The sequence below is a fragment of the Mycobacterium talmoniae genome (assembly GCF_001854525.1).
GTDB classification, from domain to species: Bacteria; Actinomycetota; Actinomycetes; order Mycobacteriales; family Mycobacteriaceae; genus Mycobacterium; species Mycobacterium talmoniae.
Genome location: NZ_MLQM01000089.1, coordinates 1 through 20,814 on the forward strand (window position 1 = coordinate 1; position 20,814 = coordinate 20,814).

Annotated in this window: 16 protein-coding genes and 1 pseudogene; 7 read left to right on the forward strand and 10 right to left on the reverse strand. The window is 65.6% G+C overall.

Annotated elements, in window-relative coordinates; translation table 11 throughout:
• Positions 1-501 (forward strand): annotated as a pseudogene (locus BKN37_RS15980) (hypothetical protein); the annotation flags it as partial.
• A 35-nt stretch (positions 502-536) separates the two neighbouring features.
• Here BKN37_RS15980 and BKN37_RS28905 read toward each other — a convergent pair.
• Positions 537-797 (reverse strand): hypothetical protein, encoded by a 261-nt coding sequence (locus BKN37_RS28905; protein ID WP_131823624.1) that lies wholly within the window; start codon positions 795-797, stop codon positions 537-539.
• 290 nt (positions 798-1,087) lie between these two features.
• On the opposite strand from BKN37_RS28905, the gene BKN37_RS15985 reads away from it, so the two are divergent.
• The 3 genes from BKN37_RS15985 to BKN37_RS15995 are packed head-to-tail and all read left to right on the forward strand — an operon-like array spanning position 1,088 to position 5,861.
• Entirely contained in the window at positions 1,088-2,269 is a 1,182-nt protein-coding gene (locus BKN37_RS15985; protein WP_131823625.1) for an AAA family ATPase, read from the forward strand.
• 28 nt (positions 2,270-2,297) lie between these two features.
• Entirely contained in the window at positions 2,298-4,625 is a 2,328-nt protein-coding gene (locus BKN37_RS15990) for a S8 family serine peptidase (protein WP_083341837.1), read from the forward strand.
• A 3-nt stretch (positions 4,626-4,628) separates the two neighbouring features.
• Entirely contained in the window at positions 4,629-5,861 is a 1,233-nt protein-coding gene (locus BKN37_RS15995; RefSeq protein ID WP_071027574.1) for an SIR2 family protein, read from the forward strand.
• Between the two features lie 748 nt (positions 5,862-6,609).
• On the opposite strand, the gene BKN37_RS16000 is transcribed toward BKN37_RS15995, so the two are convergent.
• The 8 genes from BKN37_RS16000 to BKN37_RS16035 form a co-directional block, all read right to left on the reverse strand.
• Positions 6,610-7,821: a sodium-dependent bicarbonate transport family permease gene (locus tag BKN37_RS16000; RefSeq protein WP_071027576.1), complete on the reverse strand. Its 1,212-nt coding sequence runs from the start codon at positions 7,819-7,821 to the stop codon at positions 6,610-6,612.
• Positions 7,822-8,067: 246 nt separating this feature from the next.
• Entirely contained in the window at positions 8,068-9,546 is a 1,479-nt protein-coding gene (locus BKN37_RS16005; protein WP_071027579.1) for a hydrogenase large subunit, read from the reverse strand.
• On the reverse strand, positions 9,543-11,012 hold the full coding sequence (locus tag BKN37_RS16010) for a proton-conducting transporter transmembrane domain-containing protein (protein ID WP_071027581.1): 1,470 nt from the start codon (positions 11,010-11,012) through the stop codon (positions 9,543-9,545). Before BKN37_RS16010 ends, BKN37_RS16005 begins: the two co-directional genes overlap by 4 nt.
• Positions 11,012-11,674: a hypothetical protein gene (locus BKN37_RS16015; RefSeq protein WP_071027583.1), complete on the reverse strand. Its 663-nt coding sequence runs from the start codon at positions 11,672-11,674 to the stop codon at positions 11,012-11,014. The genes BKN37_RS16010 and BKN37_RS16015 overlap by 1 nt, the downstream gene beginning before the upstream one ends.
• A gap of 7 nt (positions 11,675-11,681) precedes the next feature.
• Complete coding sequence (locus BKN37_RS16020; protein WP_071027591.1) at positions 11,682-12,632, reverse strand: respiratory chain complex I subunit 1 family protein; 951 nt, start codon at positions 12,630-12,632, stop codon at positions 11,682-11,684.
• Between the two features lie 5 nt (positions 12,633-12,637).
• Entirely contained in the window at positions 12,638-14,608 is a 1,971-nt protein-coding gene (locus tag BKN37_RS16025) for a proton-conducting transporter transmembrane domain-containing protein (RefSeq protein ID WP_083341838.1), read from the reverse strand.
• Positions 14,605-15,084: an NADH-quinone oxidoreductase subunit B family protein gene (locus tag BKN37_RS16030; protein ID WP_071027585.1), complete on the reverse strand. Its 480-nt coding sequence runs from the start codon at positions 15,082-15,084 to the stop codon at positions 14,605-14,607. Before BKN37_RS16030 ends, BKN37_RS16025 begins: the two co-directional genes overlap by 4 nt.
• Positions 15,085-15,088: 4 nt before the next feature.
• Positions 15,089-15,430 carry a lsr2/espR transcriptional regulator gene (locus BKN37_RS16035; protein ID WP_095407109.1) on the reverse strand — a complete coding sequence of 114 codons (342 nt, stop codon included), beginning with the start codon at positions 15,428-15,430 and terminating at the stop codon, positions 15,089-15,091.
• A gap of 232 nt (positions 15,431-15,662) precedes the next feature.
• Here BKN37_RS16035 and BKN37_RS16040 point away from each other — a divergent pair, with 232 nt between their 5' ends.
• Positions 15,663-16,814 carry an acetyl-CoA C-acetyltransferase gene (locus BKN37_RS16040; RefSeq protein ID WP_071027587.1) on the forward strand — a complete coding sequence of 384 codons (1,152 nt, stop codon included), beginning with the start codon at positions 15,663-15,665 and terminating at the stop codon, positions 16,812-16,814.
• A 107-nt stretch (positions 16,815-16,921) separates the two neighbouring features.
• Here the strand turns inward: BKN37_RS16040 and BKN37_RS16045 are convergent, their stop codons facing one another.
• Complete coding sequence (locus BKN37_RS16045) at positions 16,922-18,085, reverse strand: steroid 3-ketoacyl-CoA thiolase (RefSeq protein WP_071027598.1); 1,164 nt, start codon at positions 18,083-18,085, stop codon at positions 16,922-16,924.
• A gap of 149 nt (positions 18,086-18,234) precedes the next feature.
• Between BKN37_RS16045 and BKN37_RS16050 the strand changes: the two genes are divergently transcribed.
• Positions 18,235-18,600, forward strand: coding sequence for an ArsR/SmtB family transcription factor (locus tag BKN37_RS16050; protein ID WP_071027589.1), 366 nt, complete (start codon positions 18,235-18,237; stop codon positions 18,598-18,600).
• A gap of 138 nt (positions 18,601-18,738) precedes the next feature.
• Positions 18,739-20,562 (forward strand): phosphoenolpyruvate carboxykinase (GTP), encoded by a 1,824-nt coding sequence (locus tag BKN37_RS16055; protein ID WP_071027599.1) that lies wholly within the window; start codon positions 18,739-18,741, stop codon positions 20,560-20,562.
• Positions 20,563-20,814: the final 252 nt, after the last annotated feature.

The following is a 20,814-nucleotide window of genomic DNA, read 5'->3' on the forward strand; positions in this document are numbered from 1 at the left end:
GCGGCCATCGATGTGTTCGCCGCCGGCAACGATATCGGCCCCAGCCCCGATGAATCAGCGTTCGTGCACCAGCTCGGCGCTATGGGCCCGCGCACCGCCTCGGCCGTGCGGGACCTGGCAAAGACTCAGGACCGTGCCGGGTTTGACATAGATATCGACTGGCAACAACCCTCCCGCACTACCCGACGCGTCCGGGTCACCGCCACGGCGGCGGCCTACATGGCCGACGTGGTCGAACATGCCAACCTCGACGAGCAGTCGGTGTCCATCGTCGGTGAATACCTCACCGTCAGCGCGGTGAGCTCCTGGCTGGTCCAGCAAGACGACGCCGAGGCCGTCACGGTCAAACTCGGCCGCGTCGACCCCGGCCAAACCCGCGGCCTTGCCGTCGGTGATCGCATTCGCATCGAGGCGATCATGAAAATCGAAACCACCCCCGGCGGTAACGCCAAAACCACCTACACCGCACAAACCGTCGAAAAACTCGGCCCGCCTACCTAGCTCAAACTAACGCCGCCAGGTTCATCGCCGAGGGGTCATCGTGCGTCGCCGTTGCGCCCACGCCGCTTGGCCACTATCTGCAGCACGTCCTTAATGTCGTCCTCATTCTCCCGTCGCGCTACAAGGTCGGCGACCGCCCGACGGACGACTTCGGCTTCGGAAGTGCCATCGACAAACGCGATGGCGCGCACAACGTCATGAGCACGTTGCTCAAGCCTGGCATTGACCTGAGGTCTGCGACCAGGGTCGCTCACCACACCAACCGACTCTCCCATGACACGGGGTTGCAGCCCCATCAGGCCTGTAGATTATATGCTGTAGCAGGATAGGCCCATTTATCCGTAGCTGGGGGCTATATGGTGACGCGCAAGCGGCCCTGCCATGCAGCGGCAAGCGGTGCGGTGGTGATGGCGCCCAGCGCGATCAGGGGTTCTTGCGGGGCACCCAGCACGGTAAACCAGGACTTGTCGGACCTTAGGTCCATCATTTACCCAACAGCGATCCCACCACGGTGGCAAGATCGGCTGATACTTCACCGAGACTTGCCGGGTTCACGATCGATATCGACACATGTCAGGATGGGTCTGTGGCAACTGCACAGGTAGGCGGCATCAGAGCTTTCCGCGCAGAACTGGACCCCCAGTCCGCGGAATTCGTTGATGCCGTCACCGCTGGCCTGCATGGACACCCGGCGCGGATGCAACAGATGCTCGGCCGGGTTTTGCGCCGCCCACCCACGGCGCTGACCACCAACCCCGCCCTGCTGGAAAGTTTGCTTGCCGTGGTATCGACGATTACCGCGCCAGCCGAACCGGCGGCAGTGCGAGACGACGGTGGCCTGTCGCAGTGGTCAGGTCCGCGCCGCGTGCCGGGTCAGCGGTTCATACTGCCGCAAACTGAACCGGACCTGGAACTGCCGGACAGTCTGACCTGGGACAGTGTCGATCCGGTGGATCCCGTGCTGGATCCACCGGTCCACCGGTTGCTGACCGCCGTCATCGAGGAGTACCGCAGCGAATCCCTGAAAACTCTCGGTATCCCCGCCACACGCACGCTGTTGCTGACCGGTGATCCGGGAACCGGTAAGACCATGACCGCCCGCTGGATCGCCGCGCAGCTGGGCCGTCCACTGCTTCGGCTGGACTTGGCCGCGGTAATGAACAAACAACTCGGTCGAAGCAGCCAAAACCTTGTTGCTGCATTGGAAACAGCCGCTGACACCGATGCTGTACTGTTCATCGATGAGTTCGACGCGGTCGGAAGCGCGCGATCGAGTAGCTCCGATATCGGTGAGGTCCGGCGTCTGGTCAACGTTTTGTTGCTCGCGTTGGAAAGCTGGCCCGAAAACCACTTGCTGATCGGCGCCACCAATCACCCGCAGCTTCTGGATGCGGCGGTGCACCGGCGATTCGAGGTCACAGTGCGCCTGCCCAAACCCGGCAGGGCCGCACGTGAACAAATCTGGCAGAGCCTCGTGCCATCTCTGTCGGATGCGGACGCGGCGATTCTGGCCTCGATGTCCAACGATTGGTCCGGTTCGGATATCGCGACATACGCGCTGCGGATCCGGCGGGCAGCGGGGATGCAAAACCGGGCACCCAAGTTCGACGACGTCCTTGAACTGTTCAGCCAGAACGGTCTCGATTGCGCAGACCAGCCCGGCGTCATCGAGGCACTCGCCGGCCGAGGCTACTCGCAACGCAAGATCGCCTCGGTCGTCGGCGTCAGCCACACCACCGTGCAAAACAAGATCAAAAACCGGCGGTGAACCTAGCGCTGCACCCTAGGCTGGGTCAATGAGCTCCGGGGTGGACGGTGCCTTCGACAATCCACGGATTGAACCGGCGGCCGGGCGCCCACTGCTCGTGCGGGGAGAGACCCTCAAGCTTGCCGTCGACGTGACATCGTCAGCTCGCCGGCAAAAGACGTGGCGGGTATCTATTGAGGATGCCGCGGCCCGCGTTCTCGCCCAAACAGTCACTGCTGCAGAAGCTCTGGCCTCAACACCTGATCGGTACATCGGTGAGCATCCCATTTTGGAGGTCGTGCTCCACGACTACGCGCTGGCCGCGTCGGTGTACCCCCAACGTCTCTTCCGTGACTGCGGATTTGTTCACGTTGGCTCGGCGGTCCAGGACAATGCTCGCACGGTGTACGTCGCTGTCCCCAAGGACGGTCTGGCGACCTTGCAGCAGATCGCGCAAGGTGCTCCCCACGCCATCCAGGAGATCCAGGATGGAATCCAGGCGCTCGACACGATCGCGCTCGCCCATGCTGCGCCGCGCGAACCGTTCGAGTCCTTAGGTGCGGACGGCAGTCTGGTCGAAATTGTCTTGCACGGCCAACCCGACGTCGACGGTGCACCCGCGGCGGCCGGCGCGGCCACCATCGACAGCGTCACCGCTGTGGTTTCCTCGTCAGGAGGGACGATCGAGAATGAGTGGATACGGCGCAACGACACGGCGACCTTCGTACCCGCCAGAATCGATGAGGGCGGTTTGGCAGAAGTGCTCCAACACAACTCGGTCCGGATTTGCCAGCCGATGCCGCGGCTGCGGCAAATACCGGCCCCGATCCCGTCGGGCCAATTGCCGCTCACATTCACTTTGTCTGGTCGCCCACCGCGTAGCGGTGTTCCACCGTTGAAAGTCGCGGTCTTCGACGGGGGCGTCGATGCCGACCGCGACGTGTGGCAGGGCCGGGTCGTCGGATGTGAAATTGGTAGCCCCGTCCCACACGGGAATAGTCGTGCCCACGGTGCACTGGTGACCAGCGCCATGCTCTACGGGCATCTGACGGGCCAGGTGCTGCCACCGCCGGCCAACCTGGACATCACCCACTACGCCGCGATTCCGCAAGAGGGCCGCCAACACGACCTTCAGATGTACTGGTTACTCGACACCATGGAAAAAGTAATCCGCAGCAACGACTTCGACATCGTTCTGGTCTGTATCGGCCCTGACCTAATCGTGACGGACGACCACGTCGACCGTTGGACTTCCACCATCGACCAGCTCTCGTTCGAAGAAGATGTCCTGTTCGTCGTCGCCGCCGGCAACAACGGCGAACTCGACGCCACCACGCGGATGAACCGGGTTCTTGTCCCCGCGGACACCGTCAACGGCATCGCTGTCGGCGCCACTGACAATCCGACCGGGACGACCCGCGCCTCGTACAGTCCCACTGGCCCAGGTCGCACCTCCGCCCAAATCCTGCCTACCGGTGTGGCTTTCGGCGGCGCCGAGTCCGAGCCCTTCATCGCAGTCGACAACGACGCAACCCCACTGCTTTTCCAGGGAACTAGTTGCGCAGCGCCGCTGGTCGTGCACGGATTAGCCAACGCTGCGACACGTCTTGGACTCGAATACCGCACGCCCACGGTGCTGCGTTGTTGTGCCATTCATTTCGCTGACCGGGCCCGAGGACAGGATCCCGACCATGTCGGGTACGGCCACTTGCCGTCGGATTACCCGGAAATCGACTACACGGCCGCCCATGTCGTGCACGTGCTGTACGAAGGGCAAACCACCCGAGACGAGGTGGACGTCATGGCCATCCCCATGCCCGACGGGATGGCGGCCCCGGTCAATCTGCGGATCACCGTGGTGTCGACATCGGAAGTGAACCCCAGCGACGCCGGCGACTATGTCGGTGCCGGCCTGAACATCACGTTGCGCCCCGACACGACCGTGTATACGTTTACCTCTCCCACTGACGACAAAGAGAGAAAGTCGCTGAGCCTGACCCGCGACATGCACAAGGTCGTCGAACTGGAGGCGGTCGGGTGGAAGCGATCCGCGCAGCCGGATACGAAAAGCTGGACCGTTCAAAGCAAGACGGAAGCCAGTCGCCGTGCCGGTGGCAAGTGGGAGTCGGTGCAAGTCATCAACCACAAGCTCACCACTGCGATGGTGGGGCCACGCATCGAACTGCAGCACCTCTCACGGCAGAGGGCGGTGCTGACCAGGGGAACCCCTCCTCTGAAATGGACGATGCTCGTCACACTCGAGTGCCCGCCCGGCACCGAGCTCTACCAGTCTGTCCGGGCCCAGTTCCCCACGCTGCAACCACATGTCATCACCATCGAACCCGAAGCCGGAACCGACATTGAAGCCACTGAGTAACCGATGAACGACAACCGCGTCGCCACAGCCGTCAACGCGATCCGCACCGCGCTGTCTAAGAAGCAACTGGTGCTGATCCTCGGTGCGGGTGTCTCCGCCGCCGCCACGAATGGTCACCGCCTGAGTATGTGGCAGGGGTTGGTAAACGATGCCATCGACCGCTGCGTCGAACTCGGCGAGCGAGACCAAGTGTGGGCTGACCGCGCCAAAGCCGACGTCACCAGCCCCTATGACGATGACCTGATCGCCGCGGCGGAGAAAGCGACCAGCGGCCTGGGCGGGCGTACCAACCCGCAGTACCGCCGATGGCTGCGCGATACTGTTGGGGCCCTGCACATCGAAGACACCACCCTGACCGACGTCATCAAGCTCTACGCTGAGCGTGGATCGCTCATCGCGACAACGAACTACGATGACATACCGTCAGAGGCAACGGGATGGCCCGCCGTCGCCTGGCGCGATAACACCACGATCCAGCGGGTCTTTCGTGGTGATGATCACGCGATCATTCACATCCACGGCCACTGGAGGGAACCCGCCTCCGTGGTGTTCGGTTCGTCCTCCTACGCTGACGTTCTCAGCGATCAACACGCCGCTGAGTTCCTCCGATTTTTGGTTTGGGGTAAGACCGTCGTCTTTTGTGGCTTCGGCGCCGGTATGCGTGATCCCAACTTCACCGCTCTGCGCAACTGGCTGCGCACTTACCTGAACAGCGAATACTCACACTACCGACTGGTGCGCAGCTCTGAAGTCCAGGCCGCCCAGAGCGAGCACCACGCCGACGAACACATCACAGTGGTGCCATTCGGAGCGACCCACACGGACCTGCCAACGTTCCTCGACGCCATGCTGACCGCCGGCCCATTTCGCGCCATCGACGACACCCAACCACAACGACCGACACCTGCGCCCACGACCAGCGGCGAGACCATTCCGATCGTCATACCGCTCGCGAGCCAGGAAACTCGAAACGAACTGGCCGAGATGGCCGCCCGACTCGCCGCAGTCGCAGTCGTCGCCGTCGATACGTCCAACCCGCTGATTGGCCCTGCGGGGGAAGTCATCGACCCCGCAGTCCGCGACGTGTACATCCGATTCCAAAACCTGTTCGCAGACGAAGCCGCGTTCGTCACCAGCGCCGCAGCCGCCTCCGAACTGACCCATGTTCAAGCCGACAGGGCTCTGGGCATCGGCCGGCGACTCACAGCCCTGATCGACGATCCTCCGCCGCGCTGATCTCCGCCGCGCAGACATAGTGGATCTCAGCTTAAAGAACTCCTCCCGGCTAGGCCGGGAGGAGTGATCTGGCCAATCGGTAACGGTCTGCCCGTTCGCGCGCCGCGGCCGGCGGGGGACGTCCTCGAATACCTGACTAAGACCCCGCCGATTGGCGTGACCAGCGGATTTTAGCGGTGTCCTGGACGTCCTCCTGCCACTCTGGACGAGCCGATAGGAGGTGTCGGCCGGTCAGGGAGTGGCGGGTGTGAGTTTAGCTGGCACGACAAATGCCACGCGACGGCTGGGCGGGCGTGGCCGGCGTGGGATGACGCTGGTCGCGGTGTCCGGCGTTAGGCGGCTCGCTCGTGAGGTTGTCATCGCCGGTGCAGATAGACGGCGATGGCGTTGCGGCCGATGGCGAATACGAGCATGACGGTCAAGTTGGCGCACGGCGCTGTAGGCGATCATGCGTCCGCCGTAGAGGGTGCGGTCGAGGGTGTTGTTCATCGGTTTTGACGTGTTGGCGCAGATGTTCGGCGCGGTTGTAGCCGCGCTCGCGATCCGTCTCGGTGGTGTCGATACGTGCGCGGCGCATGGTGCCGCACGACGGCGCGTACTCGATATACCACCGGTAGCTGCCCTTGCTGTTGCCGCGCGGGTAGATCTTTGCGACCGGGCAGGACTACAAATGCTTTTCCCCGGTGTCGAGGACCTGGCGCTCACAGATGCGGCCGTCGGCAGTCCACAGGCGGGTTGGAGGAGTGTCTCAGCTGATCGGGAACCGCTCCGTGATGGCCTTGGCGACCTCGATGTAGACCGGGATCCCGATTGTGACGTTGTAGGTGAAGGTCAGGCCCAGCGATGCGGCCAGCGGCAGGGTGGGGCTGGCCTCGGGGATCGCCAGCCGCTGTACAGCGGGGACGGCGATGTAGGACGCCGCACCGCACAGCACCGCGAACAGGATGTAGCTGCCCGGCTGGAAGTGAGTGTGGGTCAGGTGGGCGTAGCTATGAGCGACCGCAATGCCCAGCGTGGCGAACAGGTTGGGTGCCAGGACCCCGAAGACGATGAAACCTCGGCCCGCGGTCTTTAGATCCTTGAGGTGGCGGGAGGCGGTCATGCCCATCTCCAGCAGGAACAGGCAGAGCACGCCCTGAAACGCTGCCACGAAGACGTTGTCGTCATCATGGACGACCTTTTGGCCCTGCAACCCGCTTATCAAACCGATGGCGATGCCGCCGAACAGCAGGTACAGCCCCGGATTGAGCAGCACCTCCCGCAGCAGCTTGGTGGCGGTGACCGGGCCCGGCTGGGCGGCGGTTGGCTGCGGATGCTCCCGCTTCTCCAGCGACATCTCCAATTCCTCGAGCGCCGGCTCGTACTCGGCGTCGAGGTTCTGTCCGGGGCCGGGCTGGGTCGCGGCGCCAGGCCCGAGCCTGAGCGGTGCTGTGTAGCCGCGTTCGCCGGGCATGAATCCAGCGGCGTCCAGGCCCCGGTGGCGCAGCCGCGCCACCAGATACAGCGCGACAAGGCAGCCAGGCATCTCCATGACGGCGAGCATGACTGGCATGTAGCCGTCGAAGGCCATACCCAGGGTGGCCAGCACACCGACACAGGTGGCGAACGTTCCCGCCGAGTCGGACCCGTAATAGCCGGCGACTGTCGCCCGGTCGATGCGTCGCATCGAGGTCATCCGGGTCAGCAGCTGGTAGGCGAGCAGGCCGAGCACGAAGTTCAATACGAAGCCCAAGACGATGAACCCGGCGACGCTGCCGATGCTGGAGGGGGCCACGGTGGCGAGCTGTTCACCGCCGTGCCAGCCGATGGCCAGCAGCAGGTACAGCGTCAGGCCCTGGTAGATCACATAGGGGAACTCGAACTCCACCTTGAGGATTGGGATCAAAAACCCGAGATAGAAGAACAGCAGCAGCGGCTTGAACAGGTTATGGCGGAAGTTTTCCCAAAACTCCAGGAGCATCAATTTCTCCCTTTGACGTGCGCGACGATGGCCGGCAGGGCGACCGTCCACGTCGCGGCAAGAAATACAAGCAAGGTAGCCCCATGCCCCGCCCCGCATGAGACGGCGGCGTGAATGTTTCGCAAACGTTCAATGACCAGATCGTCGCCGCCGGTTGCGGGTCTTGCGGCGGTCCGATGAGTTGCGTCGACGCCAACGGTCCTGCTGTTGCTGTCTTCGCCCGCAGGGTCTGCGGGTAGCGACGTATTAGAGATCATTGCCGGCATAGGACTGGTTGAAGCTTTTGTTGGTCAGCGGAAAGTCGGGGACGATGGTGTCGGCCATCGCGATGGGCAGCGCGGGCCAGTTGAACCAGGATGGGTCGACGATCTTGGCGCGGGTGATGCGGCTGGCGGCGTCGATCTCGACGCGGTGCACGATGGTGCCGCGCCAGCCTTCGACGATGCCGACTCCGCTGCCGCTCGCGTTCATCGACGGCGTTGTGTCAGCGTATGCGATTGGGCCGGTGTGTGATTCGATAATGTAGGCGGCCAGCTCCGCGGACGCGGCGAATTCGTCGCGGCGCACCATGTAGCGGGCCAGCACGTCGCCGTCGGGTACCCCGATCTCGGTGACGGGCAGCGCGGTGGTGGGGTGTTCCACTCGGGCATCGCTGCGCACGCCGCTGGCGTGCGCCACGAAGCCGAGGCAGCCCACCGCGCGGGCATCGCCGCTGCGCAGCACCGAGGTGCCCGCGAAGCGTTCATAGACCATCGTGTTGGCCACGGTCAGTTGGGCGACCTCGGCGAGGTCGGCGGCGATCGATCGCAGCACGTGTGGGTCGGGCAGGGTGCGTAACGTAACTCCCGCCGGGTGGATCGCCCCGCGCAACAGCCGGTGCCCGGTGACGGCGGCGTTGAGCCGCAGCAGTTGTTCGCGGATGCGTTGAGCGTGCGCGTTGGCCAGGCCGAACCCAACGTCGTTGGCCAGTGCGCCAAGGTCGGTGGCATGGTTGTAGAGCCGTTCCAGTTCGACGAGCAACGCCCGCAACCGGTGTACCTCATCGGGAAGGGGGATGCCCAGCGCATCCTCGACTGCCCGGCTATACGCGAGTGTATGCGCGGCGGAGGTGTCGCCGCTGATGCGCTCGGCCAGGTCACCAGCGGCGGTGGCGGGACGGCCGTGAAAGAGTTTCTCAATTCCCCGGTGCACGAACCACAGCCGAGCCTTCAGACGCAGCACGGTTTCGCCGGCGACGGAGAAGCGGAAGTGGCCGGGTTCGATCAGCCCGGCGTGCACGGGACCGACCGGGATCTCATACACCCCGGGTCCTTCGACGGTCACGAACGGGAACCCGGCCCTGGACGTGAATTCCGGCGGCGGTCCCGCGTCGGTGCGCATCGGATGCCAGTCCTCGGGCCAGTGGGCGTGGCGGACCAGCCGGCGTGGTTTGGGATGGCCGACCGGTTGGATGCCGTACAGGTCGGCCATCTCGCGCTCGAACCGGCCAGCCGGGAACGACAGGTGGGCAAGCGAGTGAAGCGTGGGGGCACCCCGGGGAATGACGCATTCCAGCTCAACCCGGCGATCGGGGTAGCCGGCCAAAAACAAATACACGATGCGCAGTTGGTCAGCGTCATCGTGGGCGGCGACCAGGCCAAGACGGAACCCTAAAGCCAGAAGTTCTTGGGTTCGATCTGCCAGCTCGGTTTGGGATAACCGGTGCCGCAGCCGATCCGGGTTCACCGCAGCACCCCGATCTGGGTTGCCGCGGTGCTCAACAAACTTGCCAGCGGGCCCGCGGTGATGCCGAGCGCGGTGGCGGCGACGACCCCGGTGAGCAGGGCGGCGCCCACACCGGCCGGTGCGGGGATCGCTGGTGCGGCGACCGGGGGTGTGCCCAGCAGCATGCGGCCCGCGTTGCGTGCCAGCGCCGCGAACCCGACCGCAATGAGCAGCATGGCGGCACCCAGCGCCCAGGCCAGATGCGCGTCGGCAAGCGCGCGAGCGATCGCCAGTTCACTGGCGAACATCGCAAACGGGGGCAGGCCGAGCAGCACTACCAGCCCCGCCGCGAACGCACCGCCGACCAGCCGCGAACGTGGCAGGACACCGGTGATGTCGGCGATCGCCGTGGAGTGGTGCGCGGCCTGCAGTTGGCCACCGGCCAAGAACAACACGGTTTTGCCGATGCCGTGCGCGAGGACGTGCAGCAGCAGCGCGGCGATCGCCAGCGTGGTCCCCGCCGCCGCGGCGATCGCGATCAGGCCCATGTTCTCCATCGACGAGTACGCCAGCATCCGTTTGAGGTCACCGGTCACGGTGAGCATCAGCGCCGCGATCAGCAACGTGGCCAACCCGACCAGCAACAGCCCGGTGCGTAGGAAGGTGGCCCCCGCGGCGGTGTCGATGATGGGTTTGAGCCGGATCAACACCGAGAATGCCACCGACAGCAGCACGCCACTCATCAGCGCCGAGACCGGCGCGGGTGCCTGGCTGTGGGCATCGGCCAGCCAGGTGTGAAACGGGAACAAGCCGACCTTCGCGCCGTACCCGATCAGCAGCAGCCCACCGGCCAACCGGGCAACCCGCCGATCCAGGAGGTCGGCGTGGGCGGCGAGCACGTCGAGGTTCAGGGCCTGGTCTGCCGGTGCGCCGCCGTGGCGTGCGGCGAAGTACAGCAGCACCGTACCCAGGAACGCGACCGCGATCCCCACCGAGCAGATCACCACGTATTTCCACGTCGCTTCCAGCGCGGTGCGGGTGCGGTGATGCCCGACCAAGAACGCGGTGGCGATCGTGGTGGCCTCGACCGCTACCCAGATCACGCCGATGTTGTTGGCGCACAACGCCAGAATCATCGCGGCCAGAAACACCGGTGTTAGTACCCCGTACAGCCGGGCCGCGCGCGCATCGATGTGGCCTTCGGCCAGTTCGGTGTCGATGTAGCCGATGCCGGCCCCGGTGGCCAGGGTGCCGACCATTCCGACGACGAGGAGCATGGTGGCGGTCAGTGCGTCCGCGCGCAGCAGCCCACCCGCGGCCAGGTGCGGCCCGGAACCGACGCCGAAACCCAGTGCCGCCCCGCACGCGAGCGCGACCGCCGCCGAGGTCACGGTGAACAGAGCGGAGGCGCGCCGCCATCCCACAACCAGATTGACGATCGCCGCCAGCACGGGCGTGAGGATCGCAGTGAGCAGTAGTGCGGTCATCAGTCGCGCAGCTCCCGTAATGCATCGAGGTCCGCACCGCCGAAGGTATGGCGCAGCCGACCGGTCAGGACTCCGATCACGATGAGAGCGAACAGCACGTCCAGTGACGCACCGAGTTCGACGATTAGCGGCACGCCGGCGGTCAACAGAAAGGCGGTCGCCGTGATCCCGTTGTCCAAGATCAAGAAACCGGCCGCCTGCGATACCGCGTGACGGCGCGTGGTCATCACGAACAGCGCGACCAGCACGACCGCGACCGCGGCGGGGACCGCGCTGGTCGATGCGTTCGGTTCGAGGTTGGCCAGCGGCTGGCTGATGGCAAACGCTGCCACGGTCAACCCGGCGGTGATGAGCAGTGAACTGGCGGTGTTCACCAGCGGGGTTGCCTCCCGCAGCGCTCGCGGTTCGGCCCGTACCGCCCGGGCCAGCAGCCACGGCAGCACCACCGCCCGCAGGGCGAACACCGCCACACCGAGGCCCACGAGCTCGATGTCCCCGTCGTGTGCGCCGCGCAGAAGCGGGATCGCGGCCACAGCGACACCCTGCCAGGCGAGGAGGCTGGTGATGGCGCGCAGATCGCGCCGCCACACAATGAGCACCGCCGCCAACATGAGCCCGCCGGCGGCGAAGTCGACCAGGATCGCGAAGTCAGGGGTGATCATTGCGTGCTCACCCCCGCACTACGAAGAAGTTCGCGGCCGTCACCGCGAGCAGCGCCAACAGAAAGGACCCGGCCAGCAGTTCAGGAACCCGGAACAGCCGCAACTTCGCAATGAAGACCTCGGCGGTGGCCAGTAGCGTCGCCAGTACCGTCACTTTCGCCACGATCACGGCAATCCCGACCACCACGTCGGTCACGGTCGGCTCGGGGCCCGTGATACCCCACGGCACAAACAGGTTGGCCAGCAGCGCGAGCAGCACCGTCAACCGCATCCCGGCCGCCCACTCCACCAGCGCCAGCCGCGGACCTGCATACTCCAGCACCATTGCCTCGTGCACCATCGTCAGTTCCAGATGAGTGCTCGGGTTGTCGACCGGCAGCCGCCCGGTCTCGGCGATGATCACGATCACCAACGCGGCGAACGCCAGCACCCCGGCCAACGACACCACCTGACCCGGGTGAGCGCTCGTGGTGGCCACCAGCGCACCGAGATTCGCCGATCCGGCCGGGATGGAGAGCGCAAACACCGCCAACAGGATGGTCGGCTCCACCAGCGCGGCGATCGTGATCTCGCGGCTGGCCCCCATGCCGCCGAACGCGGTCGCGGTGTCGATGCCGGCGAGGGTCAATGCGACGGTGCCCAAGAACAGCAGCCCGACAATAGCGAACAGGTCAGCGGCCGGATCCAGCGGCGATCCGGTGGCCACCAGCGGCGCGATCGCGGCGATGAGCAGCGTGGTGCCGGCGACGACCGCCGGTGCGGCCGCGAACACCACCGTCGTACCCGCAGGGGTGATCTGTTGCTTGCCAAGCTGTTTGCGCAGATCACGCCATGGTTGCAGCAGCCCCCCGCCGGTCCGGCCCTCCCAGCGAGCCCGCACCTGCCGCGTCAGCCCGATCACCAACGGCGCACCGACCATGACGGCACCGATCTGTGCGGCTCCTACCGCATACGACAGGGCGTTCACCGGGCCACCACCAGCACGATCAGCACCCCCAGCGCGCCATAGGCCAGGTAGAGGTGCACGCTGCCGGTGTGTGCCCGCCGCACCAGCTGGGCGCCCTTGTGCACAGCCCGAAGCACCGGCGTGTGGAGCCACTGCTCGATCGCATCGCCGATCGCCGACCGGTAGACGACCTTGTCGGCCATATAGCGCGACTCAGCGGTATGGGTCACCTCGACATCGGTGTCGGGACGCAGCACATCATCGAAGACCCGCTGCAGCGGCTCGGCGAACGAAGTCGCCGTGTACTGCATCCGCGCGGTGAGATCGTCTGCACCACACGCCCATAACGGTAAGGTGCCCGGAGCCGGGCGCCGCCACCAGCGCCACCGCCCCAAACCGGCCGCCGCAACGGCAGCGGCCACCACACCAGCGGCGAGCGCGGCGGGTGCGATGGACCCCGGCAGCCCGGGCAGCCGCACCACAGCACCCAAGCCGGCGAAGTCGACAGGTCGCGATGCGGGCAGCGTCTGCAGCACCCTGCCCAACGCGGGCGCAACGGCCACCGGGGCCACCCCCAATACCAGGCAGGTGGCCGCTGGAACCGTCATCCCCGCCAGCATGCTGGCGGGTGATTCGCGCGCAGCGCTGGCCTGCTCGGTGCGGGCGCGAGCCAGAAAGCCGATGCCGAACGCCTTGGCCATCGCCGCCACGCCCAGACCGGTGGCCAGCGCAACCGTCCCCACCGCCAGCGGCGTCGTCAGCGCCAGGATCGTGTCGTGTCCGGGCGGGGCGTGGATCAACGCCTGGAGCAGCAGCCACTCACCGACGAAGCCCGCGCCCAACGGCAGCCCGCACGCCCCGAGCGCGGCCACCCCGAACAGCACGGTGGTCACCGGCATCCGCCGCGCCAGCCCACCGAGCCGATCCAGATCACGCAGCCCGGTCGCCGACAGTACCGATCCGGCCGCCAGGAAGCCGAGGCTCTTGAAGGCCGCATGTGCGATCAAGTGCAGCAGCGCCGCGGCCGCGGCGACGGTGGCCGGACCGTGAGCGCCGGATCCAGCGAACAGCGTGGCCGCGCCCAACGCCAGGGTGATCAACCCCATGTTCTCGGTGGTCGAATACGCGAGCAGTCGTTTCAGATCGGTCGCCACCGAAGCCTGCACCACCCCGTAGAGCGCGGACACGCCGCCGACGATCAACAGAGTGAGCCCCCACCAGCGCGGACCCGGACCCAACAGCTGCAGATCGACACGAATGATGCCGTAGATGCCCAGATTGACCATGGCCGCGCTCATCAACGCCGACACCGGACTCGGCGCCTCGGGATGCGCGCGCGGCAACCAGGCGTGCAGTGGCACCAGGCCGGCCTTCGACCCGAACCCGGCCAGGGTCAGCACAAACACCGCGGCGCGCACTCCGTCGGACACCCCGACCAGGTCAGCGAACCGGTCCGCGCCACCGGCCGCCGAGAACACCAACAACCCGACCAGAAGGGCGACGAACCCGAGCTGCGTCATCACCGCGTACACCAACCCGGCTGCGCGCACTTGCGCACGGGTGTGCTCGCTTACCACCAGCACCAGCGAGGACAGTGCCATCAGCTCCCATGCCACCAGGAACGTCGTAACCGATGCCGCCGCCGGCACCAGCATCATCGCCGCGACGAAAAGCGGCAACACCACCAGCGGAACGACCCCCAAATGCTCGCGGCGCGCGTAACCGATCACGTAAACACCGACGGCGACCGCGACCCCACCGGTGACCGCGATGAACAACCCCCCCAACGCGTCCAGACTCAGCTGTACCCCACACAGCGGAAGTAGCCAACCGACATGCACCGAGGTCGCCGGCCCGAACATCCCGAGCACGCCAAGCCCGACACCACTCGCGCCGACACCCGACGTCACCATCCCGGCCAACAGCGGGCCGATGCTGCTGCCCGGTGCGATATCAGGCGCTGGTGCAGGCGCCAGGACGGTGCTCATTTACCAGTGACCGACCGCAGCGCGGCGACGATCTCGTCCGGTGTCGGCGGGCACCCCGGAATTTCGACATCGACGGGCACCACCTCACCGACCGCCCCGACCACGCCGTAGGCGTCTTTGAACACCCCACGGTTCAGCGCGCAATCCCCGCACGCGATCACCGCACGGGGGCGCGGGGTCGCCTCCAGCGTGTTGCGCAGCGGGCCAGCCATATTCCGCGTCACCACACCGGTCACCAGCAGCGCATCGGCGTGCCGGGGCGAGGCGACCAGCCGCGCGCCGAACCGTTCCGCGTCGTAGACCGGGCCGAACGCACCAGAGATCTCCACCTCACAGCCATTGCACGATCCGGCATCGACATGCCGGATTTGTAACGAACCCCGCACACCCGCAGGTGATTCCACCACGGCGGCGGGTAGGCGGCCGCCGGGTTCGACAACACGGCCGACCCGAAAAATCTTGCGCAACCAGCCCATCGCGTTACTGCGCCGCGCTGCCGGCGCGTAGATCCTCCAGCACGGCGACGCGGTCACTGAGCATCCCGGTGAGCACCCGGCGCGCCACCGCCAGCAGTTCAGAAATATCGGGCGAGGTGATCGAGTAGATCACCGAGTTACCGTCCTTGCGCGCCTCAACGACACCTGCACGCCGCAACACCGCCAACTGCTGCGACAGGTTCGACGACTCCAGCCCCACCTCCGGCAGCAGTTCACCCACCGACCGGTCTCGCTCTGAGAGCAGCTCCAGGATCCTGATCCGTGCCGGATGGCCCAGGGTCTTGAAGAACTCCGCCTTGAGCTTGTACAGCGGCTCGGACACCACACACTCCTGAAGACTTACACACTCCTGCAATCAACAAGTTGAAGAATTTATCATCTGCTACGCAAGGGGGATCGATAGGGGCGGGGCTGCTGGCGCGTAGTCGGAACAGGCGACGTGCCGTATGCTCCACCAAGCATTTGATTGGTTAGATCGACCGGCGCTGCCTGCCCGGTCCGGCAGGAGTTCGGATGCAGGTCGGCGGCTATCTCAAAACACGGTGAGGAGTGCTTGCATGCGCGAGGCATACATCGTTGACGTCATCCGCACCGCGGTCGGCAAGAAGGGTGGCGCGCTGGCCGGGATGCACCCCGCCGACCTCGGGGCCGCCGTGATCAGGCAGCTGATCGACCGCAACGCCATGGATCCGGCACAGGTCGACGACGTGATCTTCGGCTGTGTGGATGCAATCGGTCCGCAAGCCGGAAACATCGCCCGCACCGCGTGGCTCACCGCGGGGTTACCCGAGCACGTTCCGGGAGTGACGGTTGATCGTCAGTGCGGATCGAGTCAGCAAGCCCTGCACTTCGCCGCCCAAGCCGTAATGAGCGGCACCGCCGACCTGATCGTCGCGGGTGGCGTGCAAAACATGAGCATGATCCCGATCGCCTCGGCAATGGCTGTCGGCGCCCAGTTCGGTTTCCAGACCCCCTTCGCGGACTCGCCCGGCTGGGAAAGTCGCTACGGAGACCAGGAGGTCTCGCAGTTCCGCGGCGCGGAGCTGATCGCGCAGCGATGGGACATCAGCCGCGAGGACATGGAGAGCTGGGCGCTGGGCAGCCACCACCGCGCCCGCAACGCGACCGCGTCGGGCCGATTCGATAACGAGATCGTGGCGGTAGGGGACTTCCGCGTCGACGAAGGCCCCCGCGAGACCAGCCTGCAAAAGATGGCCGCACTGAACACCCTCGTGGAGGGCGGGCGCCTCACTGCGGCCCTAGCCAGCCAGATCTCCGACGGCGCTAGCGCTGCTCTCGTTGCTTCCGAGTCCGCGGTGGCGGCCCACGGTCTAAAACCCCGCGCCCGCATCCATCACCTCAGCGCCCGCGGCGCCGACCCCATCTTCATGCTCAGCGCGCCGATCCCCGCTACCGAGTACGCACTGGCCAAGGCCGGGCTGACAATCGATGACATCGACGTCGTCGAGATCAACGAGGCCTTCGCCCCAGTCGTGCTGGCTTGGATCAAGGAAACCGGTGCCGATCCTGCCAAAGTGAACCCCAATGGCGGCGCGATCGCCCTTGGCCACCCGCTCGGTGCCACTGGTACGAAGCTGTTCGCCACTCTGCTCAACGAATTGGAGCGCACCGGAGGCCGCTACGGTCTGCAAACCATCTGCGAGGGCGGCGGCACCGCCAACGTGACTATCATCGAGCGCTTAGGCTGACGCCGGTCGACGCGGTGCGCAGGCAGCGACGCGAAGCTGTTCCCCAGGGTCATCGGGTAGTCGCCGCGGGTGGCGGCGGGTCCGGCCGGTAGCTGGCGGCGGGCTGGCTAAATGCGTTCGATGATGGTGCCAGTGGCCAGCGCGCCGCCCGCGCACATCGAGATCAGGGCTGTGGAACCATCGCGGCGTTCCAGCTCGTGCAGTGCGGTGGTGATCAGCCGCGAACCGGTGCAACCAACAGGGTGACCGAGCGCGATCGCACCGCCGTTGACGTTGACCTTGTCCATGTCGGGCTGGTGCACCTGCGCCCACGACAACACGACGGAAGCAAACGCCTCGTTGACCTCGAACAGATCCAGGTCGCCGATCTTCATCCCTGCTTTGCCCAACACCTTCGCGGTGGCCTGCACCGGGCCGTCAAGGTGAAACTCAGGTTCAGCCCCGACAAGGACCTGCGAGACGATCCGCGCTCGCGGCCGCAGCCCGAGTGCCTTAGCCCGGTCGGAGTCCATCCACAGCACCGCGGCTGCGCCGTCGGAGATCTGCGAAGAAGTACCGGCGGTGTGGATCGCGCCGTCGACCACCGGCTTGAGCGTGGCAAGCGACTCGGCGGTGGTGTCGCGCAAACCCTGATCGCGGGTCACGAACTGCTTTTCGCCGGTCGTGCTGCCGTGCTCATCGACGACTGGAGCGGTCACCGGGAGCACCTCACGGGCGAACCGGCCCTCGTCCCAGGCTTGCTTGGCCAGCACCTGCGAGCGCACCCCGAGGACCTCGACGTCGGTGCGGCCGAGCCCGCGCCGACGCGCGATCCGCTCGGCAGCCTCAAACTGGTTCGGCAGGTCGATGTCCCAAGACTCCGGCCGGCGCGGGCCGGCCTCGGTACCCACATTGGCGCCCAGCGGGACCTGGCTCATCGCTTCGATTCCGCAGGCGATGCCGATATCGATGACGCCCGTGCCGATCAGTGCGGCGATCAGGTGGTTGGCCTGCTGCGCAGAACCGCACTGACAGTCGATCGTCGTGGCTCCCACCTGCCAAGGCAGGCCCGCCGCCAGCCAGGCGGTGCGGGTGACATCGTTGGACTGCGCGCCGGCCTGAGTGACGCACCCACCGATGACCTGCTCAACCAGCATCGGGTCGATGCCGGCACGCTCCACCAGGCCCTTTTGTGCCGCGCCGAGAATCTCGGACGCGTGCAGCCCCGATAGCCAGCCGCCTCGTTTGCCGATCGGCGTACGCACCGCCTCCACGATCACCGGAATTCCCACGATGGACACCTCTCACCGACTCGAACTAGAACACGTTCTTCCTATCTGCACGACCATAGGATGGTCAACTTGCTAACATTCGCAACTAGCTCACTGGCCGCGGTTGGTGAGCATGGGACCCCGTTCCGAGCGATACGCCAGGAGGCGCCGTGGTCGCGAGTTCGCGCCAACCGCTGTACCGGATGAAGGCCGAATTCTTCAAAACGTTGGGTCACCCGGCCCGCGTCAGAGTGTTGGAGCTGCTCAGTCAGCGCGAACACACCGTCTCGGAGATGCTGCCTGAGGTCGGAATCGAACCGGCGAACTTGTCCCAGCAGTTGGCGATCCTGCGTCGGGCCGGTCTGGTCACTGCCAGCCGCGACGGGCTGTCGGTCTCCTACTCGCTGACTTCGCCGCGTGTGGCGGATCTGCTGAAGACGGCGCGGGAGATCCTCAATGGTGTCGTGGCCGGCCAGGCCGAGCACCTCAAGGAGGTGCCCGCACCGCCCGACCTACTCGGCAAGCACGTCGGATAGCGCACAGGCGCAGGCGGACCGCACCATGACGAGTGCTGATTGCGATTTTTCTAAAATGCATACTTAGCTAATGGATGTCTGCCGCACCGCCCACCGTCCTAATGAGCCCGAAGTATCGATCTGCAAGGAGTGAACAAGATGGCAACCCCCATCGCCGACAGGATCAAGACAGCGCCGACCACTCACCCCGACATCGTGTCCTGGGTGGCCGAGATCGCCGATCTCACCGCACCCGACCAGATTGTGTGGTGCGACGGATCACGCGCCGAATGGGAACTATTGACGACGCACTTGGTGAACACCGGCACCTTCGTGCGCCTGCAGCACAAACCGAACTCCTTTTGGTGCGCATCGGATCCCGAGGATGTCGCGCGGGTCGAGGACCGCACGTACATCTGCTCGGTCATGCAGGCCGACGCTGGTCCCACGAACAATTGGATGGACCCCGTCGACATGAAGACGGTGATGACCGAGCATTATCGCGGCGCTATGGTCGGACGGACGATGTACGTGATCGCGTTCTGCATGGGCCCGATCGACGCGCCCGAGCCAAAGTTCGGGGTGCAGGTGACCGACTCGGCGTATGTGGCCGCCTCGATGCAGATCATGACCCGCTCGGGCACACCGGTGTGGGAGAAACTCGCCGCCGGCACTGAATTCGTCAAGTGCCTGCACTCCGTCGGTGCACCGTTACCAGCAGGCCAACCCGACACGGCCTGGCCGTGCGATCACGTCAAGTACATTTCCCACTTCCCCGAAGAGCGCACGATCTGGAGTTACGGTTCGGGATACGGCGGCAACGCGCTGCTGGGCAAGAAGTGCTTCTCGCTGCGGATCGCATCGAAGATGGCCAACGAGGAGGGTTGGTTGGCCGAGCACATGCTCATCCTGAAACTCACCTCGCCCGAGAAGAAGGTGCACTACATCGCGGCAGCGTTCCCGTCCTCGTGCGGGAAGACGAACCTGGCGATGCTCGAACCCACCATCGACGGCTGGACAGCCGAAACCATCGGCGACGACATCGCCTGGATGCGGTTCGGCGATGACGGGCGGCTTTACGCGGTCAACCCCGAAGCCGGATTCTTCGGTGTCGCTCCCGGCACCGGCGCGCAGACCAACCCGCACGCGATGGCCACCATCGACAAGGGCAACTCGATCTTCACCAATGTTGCGCTCACCGACGACGGCGACATCTGGTGGGAGGGCATGACCGAAAAAGTGCCCGCCCATCTGATGGACTGGCGACGCCGGGACTGGACTCCGACCAGCAACGAACCTGCCGCGCATCCAAACTCGCGGTATTGCACCCCGATTGCGCAATGTCCCACCGTTGCCCCGGAATGGAACGATCCCGCCGGGGTGCCGATTTCGGCGATCTTCTTCGGCGGCCGACGTGCGAGCACCATTCCCCTGGTGACCCAATCACTGAACTGGCAGCACGGGGTGTTCCTCGCGTCGATTCTTTCGTCGGAAACCACTGCGGCCGCCAGCGGCAAGGTCGGCGTGGTGCGCCGCGATCCGATGGCGATGCTGCCGTTCCTCGGATACAACGTGGCCGACTACTTCGCCCACTGGCTAGACATCGGCACCAAGACCGAACCCGAACGGCTACCGAAGATCTTCTACGTCAACTGGTTCCGCCGCGACGCCGACAACAAGTTCCTGTGGCCCGGGTTCGGGGAGAACTCCCGAATCCTCAAATGGGCACTGCAGCGGATCGATGGTCACGCAGCGGCCCAGCAGACGCCGATCGGATACGTGCCCACCGCCACGGACCTGGATCTAAGCGGGCTGGACGTCGACCCCGCCACGATCACCGCCGCACTGGAGGTCTCCGATGCGGAGTGGATAGCCGAAACCCAGCTGATCGACCAGTGGTACACCACCATCGGCGGCGACACCCTGCCGATTGCGCTTCGGGAAGAACTCGCCGCCCTCAAGAGGCGGCTGCCCAGCCAATGACCGGTCACGCCCGGCCACTACGCTGGCGGCCTCACGCGACAATCTCCGGTTTGGGCAGGCTGTCCCAAGCACCGACCCGGGAACGTTCCCAAATCCGCACGATCGCGTTCCCGACCTACCGAGCCCACCACCCGCCAGCAGGCGTCAAGGAGTTTTCAACACGTCCCCGAGGGCGGCGAGGGCGGGGGACCTGTGTGAATAGGTGTTGAGAACTCTAGTGGATCGCCGCCGGCCGGCGGCGATCCACTAGAG